Genomic DNA, 23,420 nt, shown 5'->3' with positions numbered 1-23,420 from the left:
CTCATACACTGACAAATTCTGACCAACCCATTAGGCTGCCGGGATAACTTCTGGCCTGGAATAACCGATGCCCCCTGTCTATCGCCTGGCAATGCCAGCATTGTGCCTGTCGCTGATCCTGCCTTGTGCGTTTTCCGTCGAAGCCGCGGATCCGGCACCCGCCCCCGCGGCAGAAAAAGCCGCCGAAGAAAAACCGGTCGAACGCCAGCCTCTGCTTGAGCGTAGTCAGGAAGAAGCCGCGGCACTCGAACGCAAGGTTCCGGCTCAGGAACAACAGCAACTGCAAGCCGGCAGCGACACCTTCCTCGCCCTGTGGAAACCGGCCAACACCGCCGAACCCAAGGGCGCGGTGATCCTCATTCCCGGTGCCGGCGAAACCGCCGACTGGCCCCAAGCTATCGGGCCGTTGCGCCGCAAGCTGCCGGACGTCGAGTGGAGCAGCCTGAGTATCACCCTGCCCGATCTGCAAAGCGATGCCATCGCACCGCGCGTGGTCGAAGCACCCGCCGCACCGAAGACCGCCGACCCGGGCAGCAAGGATTCGACCACCGCCGAGCCGATCGAACAAGCCGCCGGTGGCGAAGCCGATGTGGCCGACAAGGTCGTGGCTGAATCCACCGAAGAACAGTCCAAGGCCGACGCCGAGCGAATCTTCGCCCGCATCGACGCAGCGCTGGCCTACGCCGAACAACAGAGCGCGCGCAGCATCGTCGTGCTCGGTCATGGCACCGGCGCTTACTGGGCGGCGCGTTACATGAGCGAGCGACAAAGCTCGCAAGTCGAGAAGCTGGTGCTGGTAGCCGCGCAGACGCCGGCCAAGGCCAAACCGGAGCTGGTGGAACTGACGCCGACCCTGAAGCTGCCGACGGCGGACATCTTCTACATGGATAAGGCGCTGGACCGCAACGCGGCCCTGGAACGCCTGCAGGCGAGCAAGCGGCTGAAAACGTCCGCGTTCAGTCAGGTCGCACTCAAGGCCTTGCCGGACAACAAGGCCGAACAGGAGCAATTGTTCCGACGGGTGCGTGGCTGGCTGAATCCGCAAAGCCCGGACTGAAGAGCCCTGACTGGAAACGCAGACAAAAAAATCGCAGCCCGACGCTGCGATTTTTTATGCCTAGCGAAAATCCCGCCGTTCGCGAATCAACGTGTAGGCATTGTGCAACTCGCGAGTCCTCTCGGTGGCCTCGCGCACCTGCGCCGGCGTGGCACCCGTCCCGGCCACCTTGTCCGGGTGATGCCGGCTGAGCAGACGTCGATAGGCACGCTTGATCTGCGCCGGTTCACTGGTGGCCGATACGCCGAGCAGGCGCATCGCCTCCTGATAGCTCACCGCCGCGCTGACGATCGGACGCTTGTGCGGCTCGTAGTCCGCCGCCAGCGCCTGTATCTGGTGGGTCGTCCAGCCTAGCCACTTGCCCCACTGCGCCAGCAATTCACGCTCACTGACGCCGGCCCGGCCATCTGCCCAGACCATTCGCCAACAGGCGCGCAACACGCCTTCGGCCGCATGGGGTTGAGCACTTAACCGACGCAGATAACCGCGCAGATTGTCGTTGCCGGACTTGCCGCGATTGAACGCGGCAATCGCCCGGCGCTGTGCCGGCTCGCTCATTTCCAGCGCGCGCATCTCCTGACGCGCCTGCTGGATGTGACCGTCCGTGACCCGCCCGTCGCTCTTGGCCAGACGCCCGAGCAACACGAACAACAACTCGTCGTTGCGCAGCATCGGCCGTCCGCCGAGTTTTTCCCGCAAATGCCCCCAGCTCTGTAAATGCAGGCGCCGATCCAGCGCCTGTCCCAACAAAGCACCAAGCATGGCCCCCGGAATGCTGGCGATCGCAAAACCCGCTCCGGCTCCAATCAGAGTCCCTGGCCACAACATATCAGCGACTCGCTTCTATCAAGGCTTCAGCTTCGGCCAGACGCTCGTGCGTGCCGACATCGACCCAGTGACCTTTCAACCGCTCGCCGGTGACCTGCCCGTCCGCCATGGCTTTTCGCAGCAGCGGCGCCAGTTTGAAGGCACCCTCGGTGCAGCCGTCGAACAACTGCGGATGCAGTACGGCGATGCCGCTGTAGGTCAGGGTCGACGCATCGGCCTGGCCATCACGCACCTGGCCGTCGGTCAGGGTGAAGTCGCCTGTCGGGTGATGCGCCGGGTTATCCGCCAGCACCAGATGTGCCAGGCCGTTGATCGGCTGATGCAGCACGCTGAAGTCGTAATCGGTCCAGATGTCACCGTTGACCACCAGGAACGCGTCGTCGTCCAACAGCGGCAAGGCGCGGAAAATTCCGCCGCCGGTTTCCAGAGGTTCACCTTCAGGCGAATACTGGATCGACACACCGAACTGCGAACCATCGCCCAGGTGATCTTCAATCTGCTGTCCGAGCCAGGCATGGTTGATCACGATCTCATTGAAACCGGCCGCCGCGAGGGCACGCAGGTGGTATTCAATCAGCGGCACGCCACCGGCTCGCACCAGCGGTTTGGGGGTGGTCAGGGTCAGCGGGCGCATGCGCTCGCCTTTGCCGGCCGCCAGAATCATTGCCTTCATGCCGTCACTCCACCACGCAGACTGGCGAGCAGTGCCTGCAGATCCGCCAGCTCGGGACGGCGCGCGATGACCGCTTCTATATAAGAGAAGAAACGTGGGACGTCACCGAGGTAGCGTGGCTTGCCGTCGCGATGGCAGATGCGGGCGAAGATGCCGATGACTTTCAGATGGCGCTGCACGCCCATCAGGTCGCTGGCACGCAGGAACTCTTCGAAGTCCGGCTGCACCGGGATGTTCAGCGCCGACGCCTGCTGCCAGTAGCTTTCCAGCCAGCCGCGCACACGTTCTTCAGGCCAGCTGAGGAATGCGTCCTTGAACAGGCAGGTCACGTCGTAGGTCACCGGGCCGTACACGGCGTCCTGGAAATCCAGCACGCCGGGATTCGGCTCGCTGAGCATCAGGTTGCGCGGCATGTAGTCGCGGTGCACCAATACTTTCGGCTGGGCCAGGGCGCTGTCGATCAGCAGCTCGCTGACCTTTTGCCACTGCTGCTGTTGGGTTGCATCGAACTCGACGCCCAGCTCGCGCTTCACGTACCACTCGGGGAACAGCTCCAGCTCGCGGCGCAACAACGCGACGTCATAGCTCGGCAGCGGCGCCACCATCGGCAGCTGCTGAAAAGCCAGCAGCGCTTGCAGGGCATCGCTGAATAACGCGTCGGCATTTTCGCTGTCGATCACGTCCAGATAGGTCTTGTTGCCCAGGTCATTGAGCAAAAGAAACCCGCGCTCGAGGTCCTCGGCATAAATTTTCGGTACGTTGATGCCGGATTTCGCCAGCAAAAAGGCGATATCCACGAACGGTTTGCAGTTTTCCTGAGGCGGCGGCGCGTCCATCACGACGAAGCTGCGACCCGCGCCTTCCCAACGGAAATACCGGCGGAAACTCGCGTCGCTGCTGGCCGCGGTCAACGTAGCCGGGGGTACGGCTCCCCAGCCCTGATCGGCAAAAAGGGTTGCCAGCTGTTCATCGAGCCAAACTTTCAGGTGTTGCAAGCGTACATCTTGATCAGGCATTGCAAGGGTCTCCGACGGCGCTAGCCGTCAAGCGGGTCATGCTTTATTATCCAGCATCTTTTTCAGACCATCGAGAGGCGTGCGGCCCACACCGCGGGCAGATGGCACGCAGGAAGCCCGGACTAATAAGATGGCATTGAAATCCCCCGCGTTTCGTAAAAAATTTCCGTTGTTGGTAACCGGCAGTCTGCTGGCTATGCAACCTCTGGCCAGTTCATTCGTTGTTGCCGCCGAGCAGTATGACTGCGCCGTCTCGGCAACGGGAGGCTGGGCCTGCTCGCCGAAGACGCCGGCCGCTGCCTTGCCGCCGCGTCCCGTGCATGACGGCAGTGCCGTCAGCGCCGCCGGCGAAGCCCCGGCCGAGAGCGGCTCCACTGCGGAGTCCGGGCCCAAGCCGGTACTGGTTACCGAGTCCAAGGGCCGTGGCCTGAAATCCCGTAGCGAAGACTACAGTCACCTCGACTGGGTTCCGCGCGAGAAGCTCACCGCCGCCCAACTGGCCGAGACCGGTCCTTACTGCTCTGGTTCCTATATCGAACCGATTCGTCCTGGCATGAATGACAAGACGAATAAAAGTGACGCCCCGACCTTCATCGGCGCCAAGGCGTCGCGTTATCAGCAGGATTCGCAGGTCGCGAGTCTGGCCGGTGACGTGGTCATGCGTCAGGGCAGCATGCAGGTCGAAGCCGACGAGGCCAACCTGTATCAGGCCGAAAGCCGTGGCGAACTGGCGGGCAACGTGCGCATTCGCGACAACGGCGCGCTGATCGTCGGCGACCACGCCGATGTACAGCTGGACACCGGTGAAGCCAAGGTCGACAACGCTGAATACGTGATGCACAAGTCGCGCATCCGCGGTAACGCGCTGTACGCCAAGCGTGCCGAAAACGCGATCATCCGTCTGAAGGACGGCACGTACACCACGTGCGAACCGAACAGCAACGCCTGGCAGCTCAAGGGCAACAACATCACCCTGAACCCTGCCACCGGTTTCGGTACCGCGACCAACGTGACGCTGCGGGTCAAGGACATTCCGGTTCTGTACACGCCGTACATCTACTTCCCGATCGACGATCGTCGTCAGTCGGGTTTCCTGCCGCCGACCATCGGCTCCGGCAGCGACACCGGCTTCATGCTGGTCACCCCGTACTACTTCAACCTGGCACCGAACTACGATGCCACGTTGTATCCGCGCTACATGAGCAAGCGCGGCATGCTGATGGAAGGCGAGTTCCGTTACCTGACCAAGTCGAGCGAAGGTCAGTTCGGTGCGGCGTACCTCAACGACGAGGACGACGAGCGCAAGGGCCAGACCGACTACGACAAGACCCGCTACATGTACAACTGGCAACACAAGGGCGGTCTCGACTCCCGCGTGTTCACCCAGGTGGATTACACCAAGATCAGCGATCCTTATTACTTCCAGGATCTGCAGACCGACCAGATCGGCGTGAAAAGTGCCGACTACGTGAACCAGCAGGGCTCGGTCACCTATCGTGGCGACAGCTACGCCGCCCGTTTGAACGCCCAGGCGTACCAGCTGGCAACCGTATCGAACATCACACCGTATGACCGCCTGCCGCAGATCACCTTCAATGGTCAGCTGCCGTATCATCCGGAAGGCCTGAACTTCGATTACGAGACCGAGCTTGTCCGCTTTGATCGCGATCTGAAAAACGGCAACTTCACGAACGAAGACGGCACTGTCGAGCCTCGTCTCGACAACAACGTGTTCGGCCTCGCTCGTGCCAATGGCGACCGTCTGAATCTGAAACCAGGCGTCAGCCTGCCGATGAACTGGACCTATGGTTTCCTGAAGCCGTCGCTGAAGTACCAGTACACCCAGTATCAACTGGATCTGGACGGCACCGGCAAGTCGCAAATTGCCGCCCAGACCGCAGAGCAGAACAAACTCAACGGTACCTTCGACAGCAACCAGAATCGCGGCGTACCTATCGCCAGCGTAGACGGTGGCCTGTACTTCGACCGCAATACGTCCTTCTTTGGCAAGAACTACCGTCAGACGCTTGAACCGCGCATGTTCTACCTCTATGTACCCAAGGTGGATCAGGAAGACATTCCGGTATTCGACACCAGCGAATACACGTTCAACTATGCGTCGCTGTTCCGTGACAACCGTTTCTCCGGCTCCGACCGTGTCGGCGACGAGAACAAACTGTCGCTGGGCGTGACCAGTCGCTGGATCGAAGACGACGGTTTCGAGCGTCAACGTATCAGCGTCGGCCAGGCGTTGTACTTCAAGGATCGTGAAGTTCAATTGCCAGGCATCGCGTTCAGTGATCGCGACGACGCCAAGGCCAATGTTTCGCCTTACGCACTGGAATACGAATACCGCTGGAACCGCGACTGGCGCACCACTGCCGATTACAACTGGGATCCGGACAGCCGCAGCCCGCGTTCCGGCAGCGCGATGTTCCATTACCAGCCTGAAGACAACCCGAACAAGGTGGTCAACGTCGGCTATCGCTATCGCAACGACCAGGTCCGTTACGACCAGAACACCGGTAAGTGGTCGGTGGGTGGTGGTGACTACGGCACTCCGGGCCAGCCTGGCTACGTGAAGGACTACTACAAGATCCAGCAGCATGACTTCTCGGTCATCTGGCCGATCGTTCCGCAGTGGAGCGCGATCAGCCGCTGGCAGTACGACTACAACCGCAATCGCACGCTGGAAGCCTTCGGTGGTTTCGAATATGACAACTGCTGCTGGAAACTGCGCCTGATCAACCGTTACTGGGTCAGCTATGACGAATTCAGTCAGAACGCCCCGGAAAACGAAAAAGGCGACCACGGCGTCTTCCTCCAAATTGTTCTGAAGGGACTCGGCGGCCTCACTGGCGCCAAGGTAGAGAGCTTCCTCGACAAAGGCATCCAAGGTTATCGTCAACGTGAAGACCAAGCTTTCTGATTGTCTGCGCCCGCTGATGCTGGGCGCGCTGTTCCTGGGTACCGCGGCCAACGCCGCGGTGCAGTCCATCGATAAAGTGGTGGCCATCGTCGACAACGACGTGGTCATGCAGAGCCAGCTGGATCAACGCGTCCACGAAGTTCAGCAAACCATCGCCAAGCGTGGCGGTGGCCTGCCACCTCCGGGCGTACTGGATCAACAGGTGCTCGAGCGCCTGATCGTCGAAAACCTGCAACTGCAGATCGGCGAACGTTCCGGCATCCGCATCACCGATGAAGAGCTGAACCAGGCTGTCGGCACCATTGCCCAGCGCAACAACATGACCCCGGAACAGTTCCGCATCGCCCTGTCTCGCGATGGCCTGTCCTACGAGGACGCTCGCGAGCAGATCCGTCGTGAAATGGTCATCAGCCGTGTGCGTCAGCGCCGCGTGGCCGAACGCATTCAGGTATCGGAACAGGAAGTGAAGAACTTCCTCGCCTCCGACCTGGGCAAGATGCAACTGTCCGAAGAGCTGCACCTGGCCAACATCCTGATTCCGACCCCGGAAAGCGCCAACTCCGAAGCGATTCAGAGTGCTGCACGCAAGGCGATGGACGTTTACCAGCAGCTCAAGCAAGGCGCTGACTTCGGCCAGATGGCCGTGGCCAACTCCGCCAGTGACAACGCCCTGGAAGGCGGCGATATGGGCTGGCGTAAAGCCGCTCAACTGCCACCGCCGTTCGACCGTGAACTGAGCAGCATGACGGCTGGCGATATCACTCAACCAGCACGCACCCCGGGTGGTTTCATCATCCTGAAGCTGCTGGAAAAACGTGGTGGCGAAAGCCAGATGCGCGACGAAGTGCATGTGCGCCACATCCTGGTCAAGCCGAGTCCGGTTCGCGACGAAGCCAAGACCAAGGAACTGGCTCAATCGCTCTACAACCGCATCGAAGCCGGTGAAGATTTCGCCGAACTGGCCAAGAAGTATTCGGAAGACCCGGGCTCTGCCCTCAACGGCGGCGACCTGAACTGGATCGACCCGAACGCACTGGTACCGGAATTCCGCGCCGTGATGGCCAAGTCCCCGCAGGGTCAGCTGTCCAAGCCGTTCCAGACCCAGTACGGCTGGCACGTTCTGGAAGTCCTTGGCCGTCGCGCCACCGACAGCACCGAACAGGCCCGTGAGCAGCAAGCGATGACCGTACTGCGTAACCGCAAATACGACGAAGAGCTGCAAACCTGGCTGCGTCAGATCCGTGACGAAGCGTATGTAGAGATCAAACTCCCTGGTGCAGACCAGGCAGCGCAGTGAAACCCAAGCGTTTCGCGCTGACACCCGGCGAACCGGCCGGCATAGGTCCCGACCTGTGCCTGCTGCTCGCCTCGCAAGCCCAGCCACATCCCCTGATTGCCATCACCAGCCGCGACCTGCTCCAAGAGCGGGCCGCGCAGCTGGGGCTGGCCGTCAGCTTGCTGGAAGTGGCGCCTGACCACTGGCCGGACGCTCCGGCGCCCGCCAACAGCCTGTATGTCTGGGACACCCCGCTCAGCGTCCCCGTGGTCGCCGGGCAACTGGACAAGGCCAACGCCGCATTCGTCCTCGAAACCCTGACCCGCGCCGGCAATGGCTGTCTGAACGGCGACTTCGCCGGAATGATCACCGCCCCGGTGCACAAAGGCGTGATCAACGAATCGGGCATCGCGTTTTCCGGTCACACCGAATTTCTCGCCGACCTGACTCACACCGCCCAGGTAGTCATGATGCTCGCCACCCGCGGTTTGCGCGTGGCGCTGGTCACCACTCACCTGCCCTTGCGCGACATCGCCGATGCGATCACGCCGGAGCGGCTGGAGCGGGTCACGCGAATTCTGCACGCTGATCTGCAACAAAAATTCGGCATCGCCCAACCGCGCATCCTGGTCTGCGGGCTTAACCCGCACGCCGGTGAAGGCGGACACCTGGGCCATGAAGAAATCGACATCATCGAACCCACATTGGAGCGCCTGCGCGGCGAGGGCATGGACCTTCGTGGCCCGCTGCCTGCCGACACTCTGTTTACCCCCAAATATCTGGAGCACTGCGACGCAGTGCTGGCGATGTACCACGACCAGGGCCTGCCCGTGCTGAAATACAAAGGCTTCGGCGCTGCGGTCAACGTGACCCTGGGCCTGCCGATCATCCGCACGTCGGTCGACCATGGCACCGCCCTGGATCTGGCCGGCAGCGGCAAGATCGACACCGGCAGCCTGCAAGTCGCCCTGGAAACCGCCTACCAGATGGCCGAGACCCGTTTATGACCGAGCAATACCAACACAAGGCGCGCAAACGCTTTGGCCAGAACTTCCTGCACGATGCCGGCGTCATCGACCGCATCCTGCGCTCCATCAGTGCCAAGGCCGGCGACCGGATGCTGGAAATCGGGCCGGGCCAGGGCGCATTGACCGCCGGCATCCTCAACTCCGGCGCACAGCTGGACGTGGTGGAGCTGGACAAGGACCTGATCCCGATCCTCAACCAGCAGTTTGCCGGCAAGAGCAATTTCAACCTGCATCAGGGCGATGCGCTGAAGTTCGACTTCAACAGCCTGAACGCTGCGCCGAACAGCCTGCGCGTGGTCGGCAACCTGCCGTACAACATCTCCACGCCGCTGATTTTCCACCTGCTGAACAACGCCGGCATCATCCGCGACATGCACTTCATGCTGCAGAAGGAAGTGGTCGAGCGTCTGGCCGCAGGTCCTGGTGGCGGCGATTGGGGCCGTCTGTCGATCATGGTTCAGTACCATTGCCGGGTCGAACACCTGTTCAACGTCGGCCCGGGCGCGTTCAATCCGCCGCCGAAAGTCGACTCGGCGATCGTCCGTCTGGTACCGCACGCAGTGCTGCCGCATCCGGCCAAGGATCATCGCCTGCTCGAACGCGTGGTGCGTGAAGCCTTCAACCAGCGTCGCAAGACCCTGCGCAACACCCTCAAGCAGTTGCTGAGCAACGCCGAAATCGAAGCCGCCGGCGTCGATGGCAGCCTGCGCCCCGAGCAACTCGATCTGGCTGCGTTCGTGCGCCTGGCCGACAAGCTCGCCGAACAGCCGGCGAAAGCACCTGAAGCCGACTGACCGGCAATGATCGCTATCGGGCGGGACGCCAACTCTGGTCTACTGCCCGATACTTGCCTAGACTGAATCCCAATCAGCTACGCCCCGCGTCCCGCTTCGTTTTTAAGGCCTTTTGCATGTCCGATCCTCGCTACCAGGTCGATGTCAGTGTCGTTACCCACTATCTGGCAGACCAATCGCAACCCGAGCACGAGCGCTTTGCCTTCGCCTACACCATCACCGTGCAGAACAATGGCGAGCAACCGGCTCGCCTGATGTCGCGCCACTGGGTGATCACCGATGGCGACGGGCATGTCGAAGAAGTGCGCGGCGCCGGCGTGGTTGGCCAGCAACCGTTGATCGCTGCCGGCAAAAGCCACACCTACAGCAGCGGCACGGTGATGACTACCAAGGTCGGCACCATGCAAGGCACTTACGAAATGGTCGCCGACGACGGCAAGCATTTCGATGCGATCATCAAGCCCTTCCGCCTCGCCGTTCCCGGAGCCCTGCACTGATGGCGACGTATGCCGTCGGCGACCTGCAAGGCTGCCTCGAACCGCTCAAATGCCTGCTCAAGCAGGTCGCGTTCGACCCGGCTCTGGATCGCCTGTGGCTGGTCGGCGATCTGGTGAACCGGGGCCCGCAGTCGCTGGAAACCCTGCGCTTCCTTTATGGCATGCGCGACTCGCTGGTCTGCGTCCTCGGCAACCACGACCTGCACCTGCTGGCTGCGGCGAAGAACATCGAGCGCATGAAGAAGTCCGACACGCTGCGTGAAATCCTTGAAGCGCCGGACTGCGCCGAACTGATGGAGTGGCTGCGTCAGCAGAAACTCATGCACTACGACGAACAACGCGAAGTGGCCATGGTGCATGCGGGCATCCCGCCGCAATGGTCGCTGCGCAAGGCGCTCAAGTACGCTGAAGAAGTCGAGACCGCGCTGCGTGACGACAACCTGCTTCCACCCTTTCTCGACGGCATGTACGGTAACGAGCCGGCGAAATGGGACAGCGACCTCAAAGGCGTGACACGCCTGCGAGTCATCACCAATTACTTCACCCGCATGCGTTTCTGCACCGCCGAAGGCAAGCTCGACCTCAAGAGCAAGGAAGGCCTCGACACCGCGCCGCCGGGCTACAAGCCCTGGTTCCAGCACAAGGAACGCAAGACCCGTGGCCTGCGGATCATTTTCGGTCACTGGGCGGCGCTGGAAGGTAACGTCCAGGAGCCCGGCATCTGCGCCCTCGACACCGGTTGCGTCTGGGGCGGCAGCCTGACCCTGATGAATGTCGACAGCGGCGAACGCCTGTCATGCAAATGCGACGAACACGGGGCCGTCCTGCCCAGCGTCGCGCCACTGATCACCGAATCTTCTCCCGTCAGCGCCCCGCGCTAGACTGCGTTTTCAGCCGAGCCACAGGAGCCCGCCATGAGCGAATTCAAACGTATCCCCCCGGAACAGGCCCAGGCCCTGCGCGAGCAAGGCGCCGTGGTCGTCGACGTCCGTGACCCGGCAACATTTGCCGCACTGCACATCAGCGGCTCGAAGCATCTGGACAATCATTCCCTGCATGCTTTCATCCAGGGCGCCGACCTCGATGCACCCACCGTCGTCGTCTGCTACCACGGCAATTCGAGCCAGGGTGCCGCGGCGTACCTCGTGAGCCAGGGCTTCTCCGACGTCTACAGCATGGACGGCGGCTTCGAACTGTGGCGTACGACTTTTCCTTCGGAAACTGCGCAAGGCACCTCCGAATAATTTTTTTGTAACGTGCAGGCCCCGGCTCCCGCGGGCTTGCGCGGTAGCAGACGAACGGTCTGAGACAACTAATTACGTATCTCGCCTTTACCTCCCGAATTCCCAACTATCCTTAAGCCCAGGCCATCCAAAACAGGGGAGAGCCGGTACACCGGCGCACGGGTCATCGGGAGTGACTTTCGCGATTGTCGATCGCGAAAGTGTTCTGGGGGGTAAACAACAGCTGCCATCGCAGCTGCTTGCCAGCATCGACTGAGTGATCCGGCGTCGGCTCCACGTATCGAGCGAGGTGACGTCATGAGTATCTTTAGCCACTTCCAACAACGCTTCGAGTCCACACGCCAGGAAGAATTCTCCCTGCAGGAGTACCTGGAACTGTGCAAAAAGGATCGCAGTGCCTACGTTTCCGCCGCCGAGCGTCTATTGCTGGCCATCGGCGAACCGGAACTGCTCGACACCTCGACCAACTCGAGACTGTCGCGCATCTTTTCCAACAAGGTGATCCGTCGCTATCCGGCCTTTGAAGACTTCCACGGGATGGAAGAATGCATCGATCAGATCGTGTCGTATTTCCGCCATGCCGCTCAGGGCCTGGAAGAGAAGAAACAGATCCTCTATCTGCTCGGCCCTGTCGGCGGCGGCAAGTCGTCCTTGGCCGAGAAGCTGAAACAGCTCATCGAAAAAGTACCCTTCTACGCGATCAAGGGCTCGCCGGTATTCGAATCGCCTCTGGGTCTGTTCAACGCCACCGAAGATGGCGCGATCCTCGAGGAAGACTTCGGCATTCCACGGCGCTACCTGAACACCATCATGTCGCCATGGGCCACCAAGCGCCTGGCCGAATTCGGCGGCGACATCAGCCAGTTCCGGGTGGTCAAGCTGTACCCGTCTATCCTCAACCAGATCGCCGTGGCCAAGACCGAACCGGGTGACGAAAACAACCAGGACATCTCCGCGCTGGTGGGCAAGGTCGATATCCGCAAACTCGAAGAATTCCCGCAGAACGACGCAGACGCCTACAGCTACTCCGGTGCGCTGTGCCGGGCCAACCAGGGCCTGATGGAATTCGTAGAAATGTTCAAGGCACCGATCAAGGTGCTCCACCCGTTGCTGACCGCCACTCAGGAAGGCAACTACAACAGTACCGAAGGTCTCGGCGCGATTCCGTTCACCGGGATCCTGCTGGCCCACTCCAACGAATCGGAGTGGCACACCTTCCGCAACAACAAGAACAACGAAGCCTTCATCGACCGGATCTACATCGTCAAGGTGCCGTACTGCCTGCGTGTGAGCGACGAGGTGAAGATCTACGACAAGCTGCTGTTCAACAGCTCCCTGGCCAAGGCGCATTGCGCGCCGGACACCCTGAAGATGCTGGCACAGTTCACCGTGCTGTCACGCCTGAAGGAGCCGGAAAACTCCAACATCTACTCCAAGATGCGGGTGTATGACGGCGAAAACCTCAAGGACACCGATCCGAAGGCCAAGTCGATCCAGGAATACCGCGATGCGGCAGGTGTCGACGAAGGCATGAACGGTCTGTCGACCCGGTTCGCGTTCAAGATCCTGTCCAAGGTCTTCAACTTCGATCCGCATGAAATCGCCGCCAACCCGGTACACCTGCTCTATGTGCTGGAACAGCAGATCGAACAGGAACAGTTTCAGGCCGAGACCCGCGAGCGCTATCTGCGTTACCTGAAAGAGTACCTGGCACCGCGTTATATCGAATTCATCGGCAAGGAGATCCAGACCGCCTACCTCGAGTCTTACAGCGAGTACGGCCAGAACATCTTCGACCGCTACGTGCTGTATGCGGACTTCTGGATTCAGGATCAGGAATACCGCGATCCGGAAACCGGCGAGATCCTCAACCGCGTTGCCCTCAACGAGGAGCTGGAAAAAATCGAGAAACCGGCCGGCATCAGCAATCCGAAGGATTTCCGCAACGAAATCGTCAACTTCGTGTTGCGCGCCCGGGCCAACAACAACGGCAAGAACCCGACCTGGCTCAGCTACGAAAAACTGCGTGTGGTCATCGAGAAGAAAATGTTCTCGAACACCGAAGACCTGCTGCCAGTCATCAGCTTCAACGCCAAGGCCAGCAAAGAGGATCAACAGAAACACAACGACTTCGTTACACGAATGGTCGAACGCGGCTACACCGACAAACAGGTACGACTGCTCTCCGAGTGGTATCTGCGGGTCAGAAAATCACAGTAAACCGCGGCCGGTCAGACCGGTTGTCGTCAGCCCGAGGCCTGTGCGCGCATTTTCTGCTACACAGGCCTCTGGAAGGTGTTCGAAAGGCGGTAGCGAGGTTCAGGCAGCACCCAAAGCGCTTGGGGGAGCGTGTACGTCCCTTGGCATTCGGTTCAATGCTGCATGACCGCTCGCCCCTTTGCAGGACAGCTTCTAAGGAGCAGTCATGAGCTATGTGATCGACCGACGTCTCAATGGCAAGAACAAGAGCACGGTGAACCGTCAGCGCTTCCTGCGGCGTTACCGTGACCACATCAAGAAGGCTGTCGAAGAGGCGGTCAGCCGGCGTTCCATTACTGATATGGAGCACGGCGAGCAGATCAGCATTCCCGGTCGCGATATCGACGAACCGGTGCTTCACCATGGTCGCGGCGGCAAGCAGACCGTGGTTCACCCCGGTAACAAGGAATTCACCGCAGGCGAACACATCGCCCGTCCGCCGGGAGGTGGCGGAGGCCGTGGGCCGGGCAAGGCCGGCAACTCCGGCGAAGGCATGGACGAGTTCGTCTTCCAGATCACCCAGGAAGAATTCCTCGAATTCATGTTCGAGGATCTCGAACTGCCCAACCTGGTCAAGCGCAACCTGACCGGCACAGATACCTTCAAGACCGTGCGTGCGGGGATCAGCAACGAGGGCAACCCGTCGCGGATCAACATCATCAGAACCCTGCGTTCGGCCCACGCCCGGCGTATTGCGCTATCGGGCAGCAGCCGCGCCAAACTGCGCGAGGTCAAAGAGGAACTGGCGCGACTCAAACGCGAAGAACCCGACAACTTCGGCGACATTCAGGATCTCGAAGCGGAAATCGAGAAGCTCAGTGCGCGCATCCATCGGGTGCCGTTCCTCGATACTTTCGACCTCAAGTACAACCTGCTGATCAAGCAACCGAACCCCAGCTCGAAAGCCGTGATGTTCTGCCTGATGGACGTTTCCGGCTCCATGACCCAGGCGACCAAGGACATCGCCAAGCGCTTCTTCATCCTGTTGTACCTGTTCCTCAAGCGCAACTACGACAAGATCGACGTGGTGTTCATCCGCCACCACACCAGCGCCCGCGAAGTGGACGAAGAGGAGTTTTTCTATTCCCGCGAGACCGGCGGCACCATCGTTTCCAGCGCCCTGAAACTGATGCAGGAGATCATGGCCGAGCGCTACCCGAGCAATGAATGGAACATCTACGCCGCCCAGGCTTCCGACGGCGACAACTGGAACGACGACTCGCCGATCTGCCGCGACATCCTGATCAACCAGATCATGCCTTTTGTGCAGTACTACACTTACGTGGAGATCACCCCGCGCGAACATCAGGCCTTGTGGTACGAGTACGAGCGCATCGCCGAAGCCTTTTCCGACACTTTTGCCCAGCAACAACTGGTCTCGGCCGGGGATATCTATCCGGTCTTCCGTGAACTCTTCCAGCGCAGGTTAGTGACATGACCGCCAAGACCGCCAAAGAGCAGAAGCGCCAACCCATTTCCACCGGCTCGGAATGGACATTCGAGCTGATCCAGACGTACGACCGCGAAATCGCCCGTATCGCGGCCGGCTACGCCCTGGACACCTACCCCAACCAGATCGAAGTGATCACCGCCGAACAGATGATGGACGCCTACGCTTCGGTCGGCATGCCGCTGGGCTATCACCACTGGTCCTACGGCAAACACTTCCTCAGCACCGAGAAATCCTACAGCCGCGGGCAGATGGGGCTGGCGTACGAAATCGTGATCAACTCGGACCCGTGCATCGCGTACCTGATGGAGGAAAACACCATCTGCATGCAGGCACTGGTGGTCGCGCATGCCTGCTACGGCCACAACAGCTTCTTCAAAGGCAACTATCTGTTCCGCACCTGGACCGACGCCAGTTCGATCATCGATTACCTGGTGTTCGCCAAGCAGTACATCATGCAGTGTGAGGAGCGCCACGGGATTGATGCCGTGGAGGATCTGCTCGATTCCTGCCACGCCCTGATGAACTACGGTGTCGACCGCTACAAACGTCCGTACCCGATTTCCGCCGAAGAAGAGCGGCGTCGGCAGAAGGATCGCGAAGAACATCTGCAGAAGCAGATCAACGACCTGTGGCGCACCATTCCCAAAGGCGCGGACAAGTACAGCGACAAGGACAACGCACGTTTCCCGGCCGAACCGCAGGAAAACATCCTGTATTTCATCGAGAAACACGCCCCGCTGCTGGAACCCTGGCAACGCGAGATCGTGCGGATCGTGCGCAAGATCGCCCAGTATTTCTATCCACAGCGCCAGACCCAGGTGATGAACGAAGGCTGGGCGACGTTCTGGCACTACACGCTGATGAACGACCTGTACGACGAAGGCCTGGTGACGGACGGCTTTATGATGGAGTTTCTGACGTCCCACACCAGTGTGGTGTTCCAGCCGGGGTTCGACAGCCCTTATTACAACGGCATCAACCCGTACGCGCTGGGTTTTGCGATGTATCGCGACATCCGCCGCATGTGCGAAGAGCCTACGGAAGAAGACCGCCGCTGGTTCCCGGAAATCGCCGGCAGCGACTGGCTGTCGACCATCAAGTTCGCCATGAGCAGCTTCAAGGATGAGAGTTTCATCCTGCAGTACCTGTCACCCAAGGTGATCCGCGACCTTAAGCTGTTCAGCATTCTCGATGATGATCAGAAAGACGATCTGCTGGTGCCCGCGATCCATGACGAGGGCGGCTACCGGATCATTCGCGAAACGCTCGCGGCGCAATACAACCTTGGCAACCGCGAACCGAACGTGCAGATCTACAGCATCGACCGTCGCGGCGATCGCTCGCTGACCCTGCGCCACCAGCAACACGACCGCAAACCGCTGGGCGATTCCACCGAGGAGGTTCTGAAACACCTGCATCGGCTGTGGGGTTTCGACATTCACCTGGAAACCCTGCAGGGCGACCAGATCATGAAGACCCATCATGTTCCGCCCCGCAGCGAACACAGCGAGGGGGACTACGGTCGACTCGACTTGGCCGTCATTCATCTTTGATCCGGTTCAGGCCTCCGAAAGTCCGGCGCAAGGGTTATCCTGTCGGGCCAACGGAGGTTTTTTATGCAGATTTACAAGGTCGGCGGCGCGGTACGTGATCGCCTGCTGGGCAAACCGGTTACCGACATCGATTGGGTGGTGGTCGGCGCAACTACCGAGGAAATGCTCGCCAAGGGGTATCGCCCGGTCGGCGCGGATTTCCCGGTATTTCTTCACCCGAAAAGCGGCGAGGAGTACGCCCTCGCCCGCACCGAGCGCAAGAGCGGCCGTGGTTATGGGGGGTTCACCTTTCACGCCAGTCCCGAGGTCACGCTTGAAGAAGACCTGATCCGCCGTGACCTCACGATCAATGCCATGGCCGAAGACGATCAGCAAAACCTGACCGATCCCTATCACGGCCAGCGCGATCTAGAAGAGCGGATTCTGCGTCACGTTTCCCCCGCGTTTGCCGAAGATCCCCTCAGGGTTCTGCGCGTTGCGCGCTTTGCTGCCCGCTACGCGGAGCTTGGTTTCAAGGTGGCGCCCGAGACATTGGAGTTGATGCGTCAGCTCAGCGAATCGGGTGAGCTGGAAGCCCTTACGGCCGAACGCAGCTGGAAAGAGATTTCCCGCGCACTGATGGAAGATCAGCCCCAAGTGTTCATTCAGGTGCTGCGTGATTGCGGCGCCTTGAAGGTGCTGATGCCAGAGGTCGATGCCTTGTTCGGCGTGCCGCAACCGGAAGCCCATCACCCGGAAATCGATAGCGGCATTCACACCCTGAGCGTGCTTGAGCAGTCAGCCCTGCACAAGCAACCGCTGACCGTACGCTGGGCCTGCCTGCTGCACGACCTCGGCAAAGGCCTTACTCCTGAGGATGAATGGCCACGGCACATCGCCCATGAACACAAAGGCCTGAAGTTGATCAAAGCGGTCAACGAGCGCTTCAAGGCACCAAAGGATTGTCAGGAACTGGCCTTGCTGGTCGGCCAATATCACACCCATGGGCATCGCGCCCTGGACTTGAAGGCTTCGACCTTGCTTGAGTTGCTGCAAAGCTTTGACGTTTACCGTCGGCCACAACGTTTCGAAGAGTTCATCGTCGCGTGCGAGATGGATGCCCGAGGCCGCAAAGGGCTCGAGCAACGCAGTTATCCACAGGCGGATTATCTGCGAGGTGCGGCCAATGTGGCGCGCGGCGTGGCGGTGCAGCCGTTGCTGGAAAAGGGATTCAAAGGCCCGGAACTGGGCGAGGCACTCAAGCGCGAACGGCTCAAGGCGTTGAAGGCTTACAAGGAATCGGCGGCGTCATGAAAACACCTGATCCGCCCTCGCGAGGGCGGATCAAACTGTTCAAGACAGATCTGAAGGCGTGAGCTGAGTACCGCGCCACTCAAATCCGACCGGTGCCAGCACTTGATCGATCTGCGCTTCGGCCCACAATGTGGCAAAGCTTTTTCCTACACCGGGATGTACCCGATCCGGCGCAATCAGCGACAGCGGCCACAGCACAAAGGCATTTTTCAGGATTTCCGCACGAGGCAGGATCAGCCCGTCGAAGTTACCCGCCAGATCGCCGTACAGCAACACGTCAATATCCAGCGGCAAGCCCTTGCGATCCGGCGCATAGCGACCGTTGTCCGCTTCAATGAACTTCAAGCGGCGATCCAGCTCGATCAACGGCAGATCGGTGAACGCCGATACCACGAAGTTGAAGAACGGCCCGCTCTTGATTCCCACCGGCTGGCTTTCGAACACAGGCGAACAGCGGATATCCACCAGAAACGTGGACAAGGCATCCAGACCGGCCTGCAAATGGGTTTCGCGCTCGATATTGCTACCGAGCCCGAGATAGACCTGGGTCAGCGGCATCCGCGCTCGATCTCCACACCCACACCACCCTTGGCGGCCGGTACGGCACCTGGCTTGGTCAGCTTCAGGCGCATCCAGGTGATCTTGAATTCGCTCATCAGCACTTCAACCAGACGCTCGGCGAAGGTCTCGACCAGCTGATACTGGGATTGCTCGGCAAAGGCCTGGATCCGTGTGGACACACTGGCGTAATCGAGCGCCAGGGTCAGATCGTCACCGGCGGCGGCCGGGCGATTGTCCCAGGCGAAGCTCAAATCAAGACGCAGGCACTGTCGGATGCCGCGCTCCCAGTCGTAGGCACCGATCACGGTGTCGACTTCCAGGCCCTCGATAAACACTCTGTCCAAGCACTTTTCTCCGCTGCACGACAAGGGCGCAATGCGCCGTTAGAATCAGGGCGTCCTCGCCCGGAATAGTTAGCATGTTTTGGTTACTGGCGATCCTCGCCTACCTGCTCGGCTCTCTGTCCTTCGCCATTTTGCTCAGCCGCCTGACCGGAAATCCGGATCCGCGAATGAGTGGCTCGGGTAATGCCGGCGCCACCAACATGCTGCGCCTGGCCGGACGCAAACTCGCGATCCTGACCCTGCTGGGTGATCTGTGCAAAGGCCTGCTACCGGTACTGATCGCTTCGGCAATGGGCCTTTCGCTGCAGGATCAGGCGTGGATCGGCGTCTGCGCCGTGATCGGTCACCTGTTCCCGTTGTACTTCCGCTTTCGCGGTGGCAAGGGCGTTGCCACGGCGGCCGGCATGCTGCTGGGGCTGTATCCACCCGCCGCGCTGCTGGCCGTGTGCGCCTGGCTGCTGACCTTCTACCTGACCCGCACCAGCTCGCTGGCGGCGCTGATCGCCACTCCGCTGACCCTGCCGTTGCTGGCCTGGCAGGAACCGGCGGCGCTGTTGCCGATGAGCACGCTGACACTGCTGATCGTCTGGCGCCACCGGGGCAATCTACGCGACCTGTTCGCCGGGCGCGAACGGCATTTTTAAATACCGCACGTGAGCGCCGCTCATCACAGCGCCGACAACTGCTCCATCGGCCAGCGCGCCTGCACGCTGATCGCCAGACTCTCCTGCTGACCGGCCTGCAAACGCTGGCAGCCGGCAAACGCAATCATCGCGCCGTTATCGGTGCAAAACTCGGGACGGGCATAGAACACATCGCCCTTCATGTCGCCGAGCATCTTCTCCAGCGAAATACGCAGCGCCTTGTTGGCACTGACGCCGCCGGCGATCACCAGACGCTTCATGCCGGCCTGCTTGAGGGCACGCTTGCACTTGATGGTCAAAGTCTCCACCACGGCCTGCTGGAACGCCAGCGCGATGTCGCAACGGGCTTGCTCGCTGTCGTCCCCGGCGCTGACGCAGTGCTGCCAGGTATTGAGGGCGAAGGTCTTCAGGCCGCTGAAGCTGAAATCCAGGCCCGGACGATCACACATCGGACGCGGGAAGGTGAAACGTCCTGCGACGCCCTTCTCGGCCAGCTTGGCGATTTCCGGTCCGCCCGGATAATTCAGGCCCATCATTTTTGCAGTCTTGTCGAAAGCTTCGCCCGCGGCATCGTCCAGCGTCTCGCCGAGCAGGCTGTATTGGCCGATGCCATCGACCTGAACCAGCTGCGTATGACCACCGGAGACCAACAAAGCGACGAACGGGAATTCCGGCGGTTTTGGCTCCAGCATCGGCGCCAGCAAATGGCCTTCCATATGATGCACGCCGAGCGCCGGAATGCCCCAGGCAAACGCCAGCGCCTGAGCGCAGGAAGCCCCCACCAGCAGCGCGCCGACCAGGCCGGGACCCGCGGTGTAGGCGATGGCGTCGATCTCGGTCGGTACGCAGTCGGCCTCGGCCAGCACCTGACGAATCAGGGGCAGCATGCGCTTGACGTGGTCGCGCGAAGCAAGCTCCGGCACCACGCCGCCATAGACGCGGTGCAGGTCGATCTGACTGAACAGCGCGTCGGCCAGCAGGCCGCGTTCACTGTCGTACAAAGCGACGCCGGTTTCGTCGCAGGAAGTTTCTAATCCCAGTACTAGCATGGGTTTGCGCCTTGTTTAGGCTGAATTCGAAGGCGCGCATAATAGTCGCCGCGTGATGCCCCGACCAGCGGTTTTCGATCAGAGGCTTTGCATTCCGAGCGATGAGGGGTTAACATCCGCAACCCTTAAAAACCGACGTCTTCAAGTGCTCTTTTGCCGCGAGGATGTTGACCCCGGTAATGAATGAAGGTAGCTCTGGATGCCAGCCGTCAAAGTTAAAGAGAACGAACCCTTCGACGTAGCTCTGCGTCGTTTCAAGCGCTCCTGCGAAAAAGCCGGTGTACTGGCTGAAGTTCGTAGCCGCGAATTTTACGAGAAGCCAACTTCTGAGCGTAAGCGCAAGGCAGCTGCTGCTGTTAAGCGTCACGCCAAGAAAGTTCAGCGCGAACAGCGCCGCGCCGTTCGTCTGTACTAATACACAGACGATCGTAGCAAGCTTCTGCCAAGCCCGGCCCTCAGCCGGGCTAATGGCATTTGCGTAAAACGCTTGATGCTTCACCGTCGAAGCCGCAGATGCGACCGAGACAAACCCGCTTCACCGCGTCAGGCCTGGCTCTTTTGCCAGCGGTGCACGTCTTTTCTGACGAGCCTTTCAAGGCTACTGACGAGCACACCCACTGATTCCTCTTACGACGATCAGCCCAAGGCACCTGCTTGCGTGCCCGCTTCATGAGCTATCCGAGGCCGATTACAGGCCGTCAGCGGATTCAGCGCAACATTTTCGAATAGTCGAAGACTGATGATTACTAACGTCAGTGGATTTTCGGCAGATACACTTCCCGACAGCGATTACGCAAACGACACCGGTCGAGCCGCCCCACGTGCGCGCATCACTCAATGACCCGCGTCCGGCTGCCTTTCGCATCGGATCCATTACAGCGCAGACGAGAACGCCATGGCCGGGCTGATTCCCCAGAGCTTCATTGACGACCTTCTGAACCGCACCGACATCGTCGACGTGGTCAGCTCGCGCGTGCAACTGAAGAAGGCCGGCAAGAACTACACCGCCTGCTGCCCGTTCCATAAAGAGAAAACCCCGTCGTTCAGCGTCAGCCCCGACAAGCAGTTCTACTACTGCTTCGGCTGCGGCGCCGGTGGCAACGCCCTCGGCTTTCTCATGGATCACGACAACCTGGACTTCCCCCAGGCTGTCGAAGATCTGGCCAAAGCCGCCGGCATGGAAGTGCCGCGCGAAGAAGGCGGCCGCTCGAACAAACCGCGCCAGCCGACCGATTCACCGCTGTACCCGCTGCTCACCGCCGCTGCCGACTTTTACCGGCAGGCGCTCAAGAGCCATCCGGCACGCAAGGCAGCAGTGGATTACCTCAAGGGTCGCGGCCTGACCGGCGAAATCGCCCGGGACTTCGGTCTCGGATTCGCACCGCCGGGCTGGGACAACCTGTTCAAACACTTGAGCAGCGACACCTTGCAGCAGAAAGCCATGATCGACGCCGGCCTGCTGATCGAGAACGCCGAAACCGGCAAACGCTATGACCGCTTCCGCGATCGCGTGATGTTCCCGATCCGCGACACCCGTGGACGAATCATCGCATTCGGTGGCCGAGTGCTCGGCGACGACAAGCCAAAGTACCTGAACTCGCCGGAAACCCCGGTCTTCCATAAAGGCCAGGAGCTCTACGGCCTCTATGAAGCCCGCAAGAACAATCGCAACCTCGACGAAATCATCGTCGTCGAGGGCTATATGGACGTCATCGCCCTCGCCCAGCAAGGCCTGCGCAATGCCGTCGCGACACTGGGCACCGCGACCAGCGAAGAACACCTCAAGCGCCTGTTTCGCGTCGTGCCGAACGTACTGTTTTGCTTCGACGGCGACCAGGCCGGTCGCAACGCCGCCTGGCGTGCGCTGGAAGCAACGCTTTCCAGCCTGCAGGATGGGCGTCGTGCACGCTTCCTGTTTCTGCCCGAAGGCGAAGACCCGGATACGCTGATTCGCGCCGAGGGCACTGATGCCTTCCGCGCCCGGATCAATCAGCACGCACAACCGCTGGCGGACTACTTCTTCCAGCAACTGACCGAAGAAGCCGACCCGCGCTCGCTGGAGGGCAAGGCCCATATGGCCACGCTCGCGGCACCGCTGATCGACAAGGTCCCCGGCGCCAACCTGCGCATCCTGATGCGCCAGCGCCTGACCGAGATCACCGGCCTGAGTAGCGAAAGCGTCAGCCAGCTGGCCCAGAGCGCTCCGCAGGAAGCGCCGCCGGCCTACGACCCGGGCATCGATTACGACGCCATGCCGGACTACAGCGACTACCATCAGCCGCAGGCACAGGACATGTATGTGCCGCAGCAGGAATGGACGCCGAAGAAATCCGGCGCCGGCGGCAAGAAATGGGACAAGAAACCGTGGGACAAGAACGGCAAACGTGGCGGTGATCGCGATCAACCGCGTGCCCCACGCGTGCCGGCCGCCGTCGAACCACCGACCCTCGCCGCCCTGAGAACCTTACTGCATCACCCGCAACTGGCGGAAAAGGTCGAGGATGCCGGGCACTTCGCGGACGAGAACCAGACCAACGCACAGCTGCTGGTGGCACTGCTCGAAGCCGTACAGAAGAATCCCAAGCTAAACTCATTTCAGTTGATCGCGCGATGGCACGGAACCGAACAGGGTCGCCTGCTCAAGGCGCTGGCGGAAAAGGAATGGCTGATTGACGGAGACAACCTTGAACAACAGTTTTTCGACACCATTACTAGCTTGTCAGCCCGCCAACGCGAGCGAAATCTGGAACAACTGCTCAGAAAAGCGCGTCAAAGCGAACTGAGCACCGATGAGAAAAATCAACTGCGCGACCTTTTAAGTCGCAATGTTTCCGCATCAAACCCGACCTCAACTGGCGCGTGAGGTCATAGCTCAGGTATAATCCTCGGCTTGTTTTTTGCCCGCCAAGACCTTCAGTGGAT

At 60.5% G+C, this 23,420-nt stretch carries 21 protein-coding genes; 15 read left to right on the top strand and 6 right to left on the bottom strand.

Going from position 1 to position 23,420, the window contains the following annotated elements; all coding sequences use genetic code 11:
- Nucleotides 1–67 precede the first annotated feature (67 nt).
- Nucleotides 68–1,057: an alpha/beta hydrolase family protein gene (locus PMI24_RS27500; RefSeq protein ID WP_007959925.1), complete on the top strand. Its 990-nt coding sequence runs from the start codon at nucleotides 68–70 to the stop codon at nucleotides 1,055–1,057.
- Nucleotides 1,058–1,117: 60 nt separating this feature from the next.
- Here PMI24_RS27500 and PMI24_RS27495 read toward each other — a convergent pair whose 3' ends face one another.
- Genes PMI24_RS27495 through PMI24_RS27485 form a run of 3 tightly spaced genes read right to left on the bottom strand, consistent with a single transcriptional unit; the run spans nucleotide 1,118 to nucleotide 3,574 of the window.
- A complete protein-coding gene (locus PMI24_RS27495) occupies nucleotides 1,118–1,885 on the bottom strand; it encodes a TerB family tellurite resistance protein (RefSeq protein WP_007959923.1) in 768 nt (255 codons plus the stop codon).
- Between the two features lies 1 nt (nucleotide 1,886).
- Nucleotides 1,887–2,558, bottom strand: a complete 672-nt coding sequence (murU, locus tag PMI24_RS27490) for an N-acetylmuramate alpha-1-phosphate uridylyltransferase MurU (RefSeq protein ID WP_007959922.1) — start codon at nucleotides 2,556–2,558, stop codon at nucleotides 1,887–1,889.
- Nucleotides 2,555–3,574: an aminoglycoside phosphotransferase family protein gene (locus PMI24_RS27485; protein WP_007959920.1), complete on the bottom strand. Its 1,020-nt coding sequence runs from the start codon at nucleotides 3,572–3,574 to the stop codon at nucleotides 2,555–2,557. Before PMI24_RS27485 ends, murU begins: the two co-directional genes overlap by 4 nt.
- Before the next feature lie 130 nt (nucleotides 3,575–3,704).
- Between PMI24_RS27485 and PMI24_RS27480 the strand changes: the two genes are divergently transcribed.
- From PMI24_RS27480 to PMI24_RS27430, 11 genes are all read left to right on the top strand, one after another.
- Nucleotides 3,705–6,503, top strand: coding sequence for an LPS-assembly protein LptD (locus PMI24_RS27480; protein ID WP_007959919.1), 2,799 nt, complete (start codon nucleotides 3,705–3,707; stop codon nucleotides 6,501–6,503).
- Nucleotides 6,484–7,800: a peptidylprolyl isomerase SurA gene (gene surA / locus PMI24_RS27475; RefSeq protein WP_007959918.1), complete on the top strand. Its 1,317-nt coding sequence runs from the start codon at nucleotides 6,484–6,486 to the stop codon at nucleotides 7,798–7,800. Before PMI24_RS27480 ends, surA begins: the two co-directional genes overlap by 20 nt.
- On the top strand, nucleotides 7,797–8,786 hold the full coding sequence (pdxA, locus tag PMI24_RS27470; RefSeq protein ID WP_007959917.1) for a 4-hydroxythreonine-4-phosphate dehydrogenase PdxA: 990 nt from the start codon (nucleotides 7,797–7,799) through the stop codon (nucleotides 8,784–8,786). The genes surA and pdxA overlap by 4 nt, the downstream gene beginning before the upstream one ends.
- On the top strand, nucleotides 8,783–9,601 hold the full coding sequence (gene rsmA / locus PMI24_RS27465; RefSeq protein WP_007959916.1) for a 16S rRNA (adenine(1518)-N(6)/adenine(1519)-N(6))-dimethyltransferase RsmA: 819 nt from the start codon (nucleotides 8,783–8,785) through the stop codon (nucleotides 9,599–9,601). The genes pdxA and rsmA overlap by 4 nt, the downstream gene beginning before the upstream one ends.
- A gap of 116 nt (nucleotides 9,602–9,717) precedes the next feature.
- Nucleotides 9,718–10,098 (top strand): Co2+/Mg2+ efflux protein ApaG, encoded by a 381-nt coding sequence (gene apaG, locus PMI24_RS27460; RefSeq protein ID WP_007959915.1) that lies wholly within the window; start codon nucleotides 9,718–9,720, stop codon nucleotides 10,096–10,098.
- Nucleotides 10,098–10,979: a symmetrical bis(5'-nucleosyl)-tetraphosphatase gene (locus tag PMI24_RS27455; protein ID WP_007959914.1), complete on the top strand. Its 882-nt coding sequence runs from the start codon at nucleotides 10,098–10,100 to the stop codon at nucleotides 10,977–10,979. The genes apaG and PMI24_RS27455 overlap by 1 nt, the downstream gene beginning before the upstream one ends.
- A gap of 33 nt (nucleotides 10,980–11,012) precedes the next feature.
- Complete coding sequence (gene glpE / locus PMI24_RS27450; RefSeq protein WP_007959911.1) at nucleotides 11,013–11,342, top strand: thiosulfate sulfurtransferase GlpE; 330 nt, start codon at nucleotides 11,013–11,015, stop codon at nucleotides 11,340–11,342.
- Nucleotides 11,343–11,639: 297 nt separating this feature from the next.
- Complete coding sequence (locus PMI24_RS27445; RefSeq protein WP_007959909.1) at nucleotides 11,640–13,562, top strand: PrkA family serine protein kinase; 1,923 nt, start codon at nucleotides 11,640–11,642, stop codon at nucleotides 13,560–13,562.
- A 205-nt stretch (nucleotides 13,563–13,767) separates the two neighbouring features.
- Nucleotides 13,768–15,039 (top strand): YeaH/YhbH family protein, encoded by a 1,272-nt coding sequence (locus PMI24_RS27440; RefSeq protein ID WP_007959907.1) that lies wholly within the window; start codon nucleotides 13,768–13,770, stop codon nucleotides 15,037–15,039.
- On the top strand, nucleotides 15,036–16,607 hold the full coding sequence (locus PMI24_RS27435) for a SpoVR family protein (protein WP_007959904.1): 1,572 nt from the start codon (nucleotides 15,036–15,038) through the stop codon (nucleotides 16,605–16,607). Before PMI24_RS27440 ends, PMI24_RS27435 begins: the two co-directional genes overlap by 4 nt.
- A 63-nt stretch (nucleotides 16,608–16,670) precedes the next feature.
- Nucleotides 16,671–17,900 carry a multifunctional CCA addition/repair protein gene (locus PMI24_RS27430; protein WP_007959901.1) on the top strand — a complete coding sequence of 410 codons (1,230 nt, stop codon included), beginning with the start codon at nucleotides 16,671–16,673 and terminating at the stop codon, nucleotides 17,898–17,900.
- 39 nt (nucleotides 17,901–17,939) lie between these two features.
- Here PMI24_RS27430 and folK read toward each other — a convergent pair whose 3' ends face one another.
- Both folK and folB read right to left on the bottom strand, forming a co-directional pair.
- A complete protein-coding gene (gene folK, locus PMI24_RS27425) occupies nucleotides 17,940–18,458 on the bottom strand; it encodes a 2-amino-4-hydroxy-6-hydroxymethyldihydropteridine diphosphokinase (protein ID WP_007959899.1) in 519 nt (172 codons plus the stop codon).
- A complete protein-coding gene (gene folB, locus PMI24_RS27420; protein WP_007959896.1) occupies nucleotides 18,449–18,805 on the bottom strand; it encodes a dihydroneopterin aldolase in 357 nt (118 codons plus the stop codon). Before folB ends, folK begins: the two co-directional genes overlap by 10 nt.
- Nucleotides 18,806–18,879: 74 nt before the next feature.
- Between folB and plsY the strand changes: the two genes are divergently transcribed.
- A complete protein-coding gene (gene plsY / locus PMI24_RS27415; protein ID WP_007959895.1) occupies nucleotides 18,880–19,449 on the top strand; it encodes a glycerol-3-phosphate 1-O-acyltransferase PlsY in 570 nt (189 codons plus the stop codon).
- A gap of 23 nt (nucleotides 19,450–19,472) precedes the next feature.
- On the opposite strand, the gene tsaD is transcribed toward plsY, so the two are convergent.
- Nucleotides 19,473–20,498, bottom strand: coding sequence for a tRNA (adenosine(37)-N6)-threonylcarbamoyltransferase complex transferase subunit TsaD (gene tsaD, locus PMI24_RS27410; RefSeq protein WP_007959892.1), 1,026 nt, complete (start codon nucleotides 20,496–20,498; stop codon nucleotides 19,473–19,475).
- Nucleotides 20,499–20,697: 199 nt separating this feature from the next.
- On the opposite strand from tsaD, the gene rpsU reads away from it, so the two are divergent.
- Nucleotides 20,698–20,913, top strand: a complete 216-nt coding sequence (gene rpsU, locus PMI24_RS29105) for a 30S ribosomal protein S21 (protein WP_002551877.1) — start codon at nucleotides 20,698–20,700, stop codon at nucleotides 20,911–20,913.
- A 480-nt stretch (nucleotides 20,914–21,393) separates the two neighbouring features.
- Nucleotides 21,394–23,361: a DNA primase gene (dnaG, locus tag PMI24_RS27400; RefSeq protein ID WP_007959890.1), complete on the top strand. Its 1,968-nt coding sequence runs from the start codon at nucleotides 21,394–21,396 to the stop codon at nucleotides 23,359–23,361.
- The last annotated feature ends 59 nt before the right edge of the window (nucleotides 23,362–23,420 follow it).

Source organism: Pseudomonas sp. GM25, assembly GCF_000282255.1.
Classification (GTDB): Bacteria; Pseudomonadota; Gammaproteobacteria; order Pseudomonadales; family Pseudomonadaceae; genus Aquipseudomonas; species Aquipseudomonas aphyarum.
This window is presented reverse-complemented; position numbering and strand designations above follow the sequence as displayed.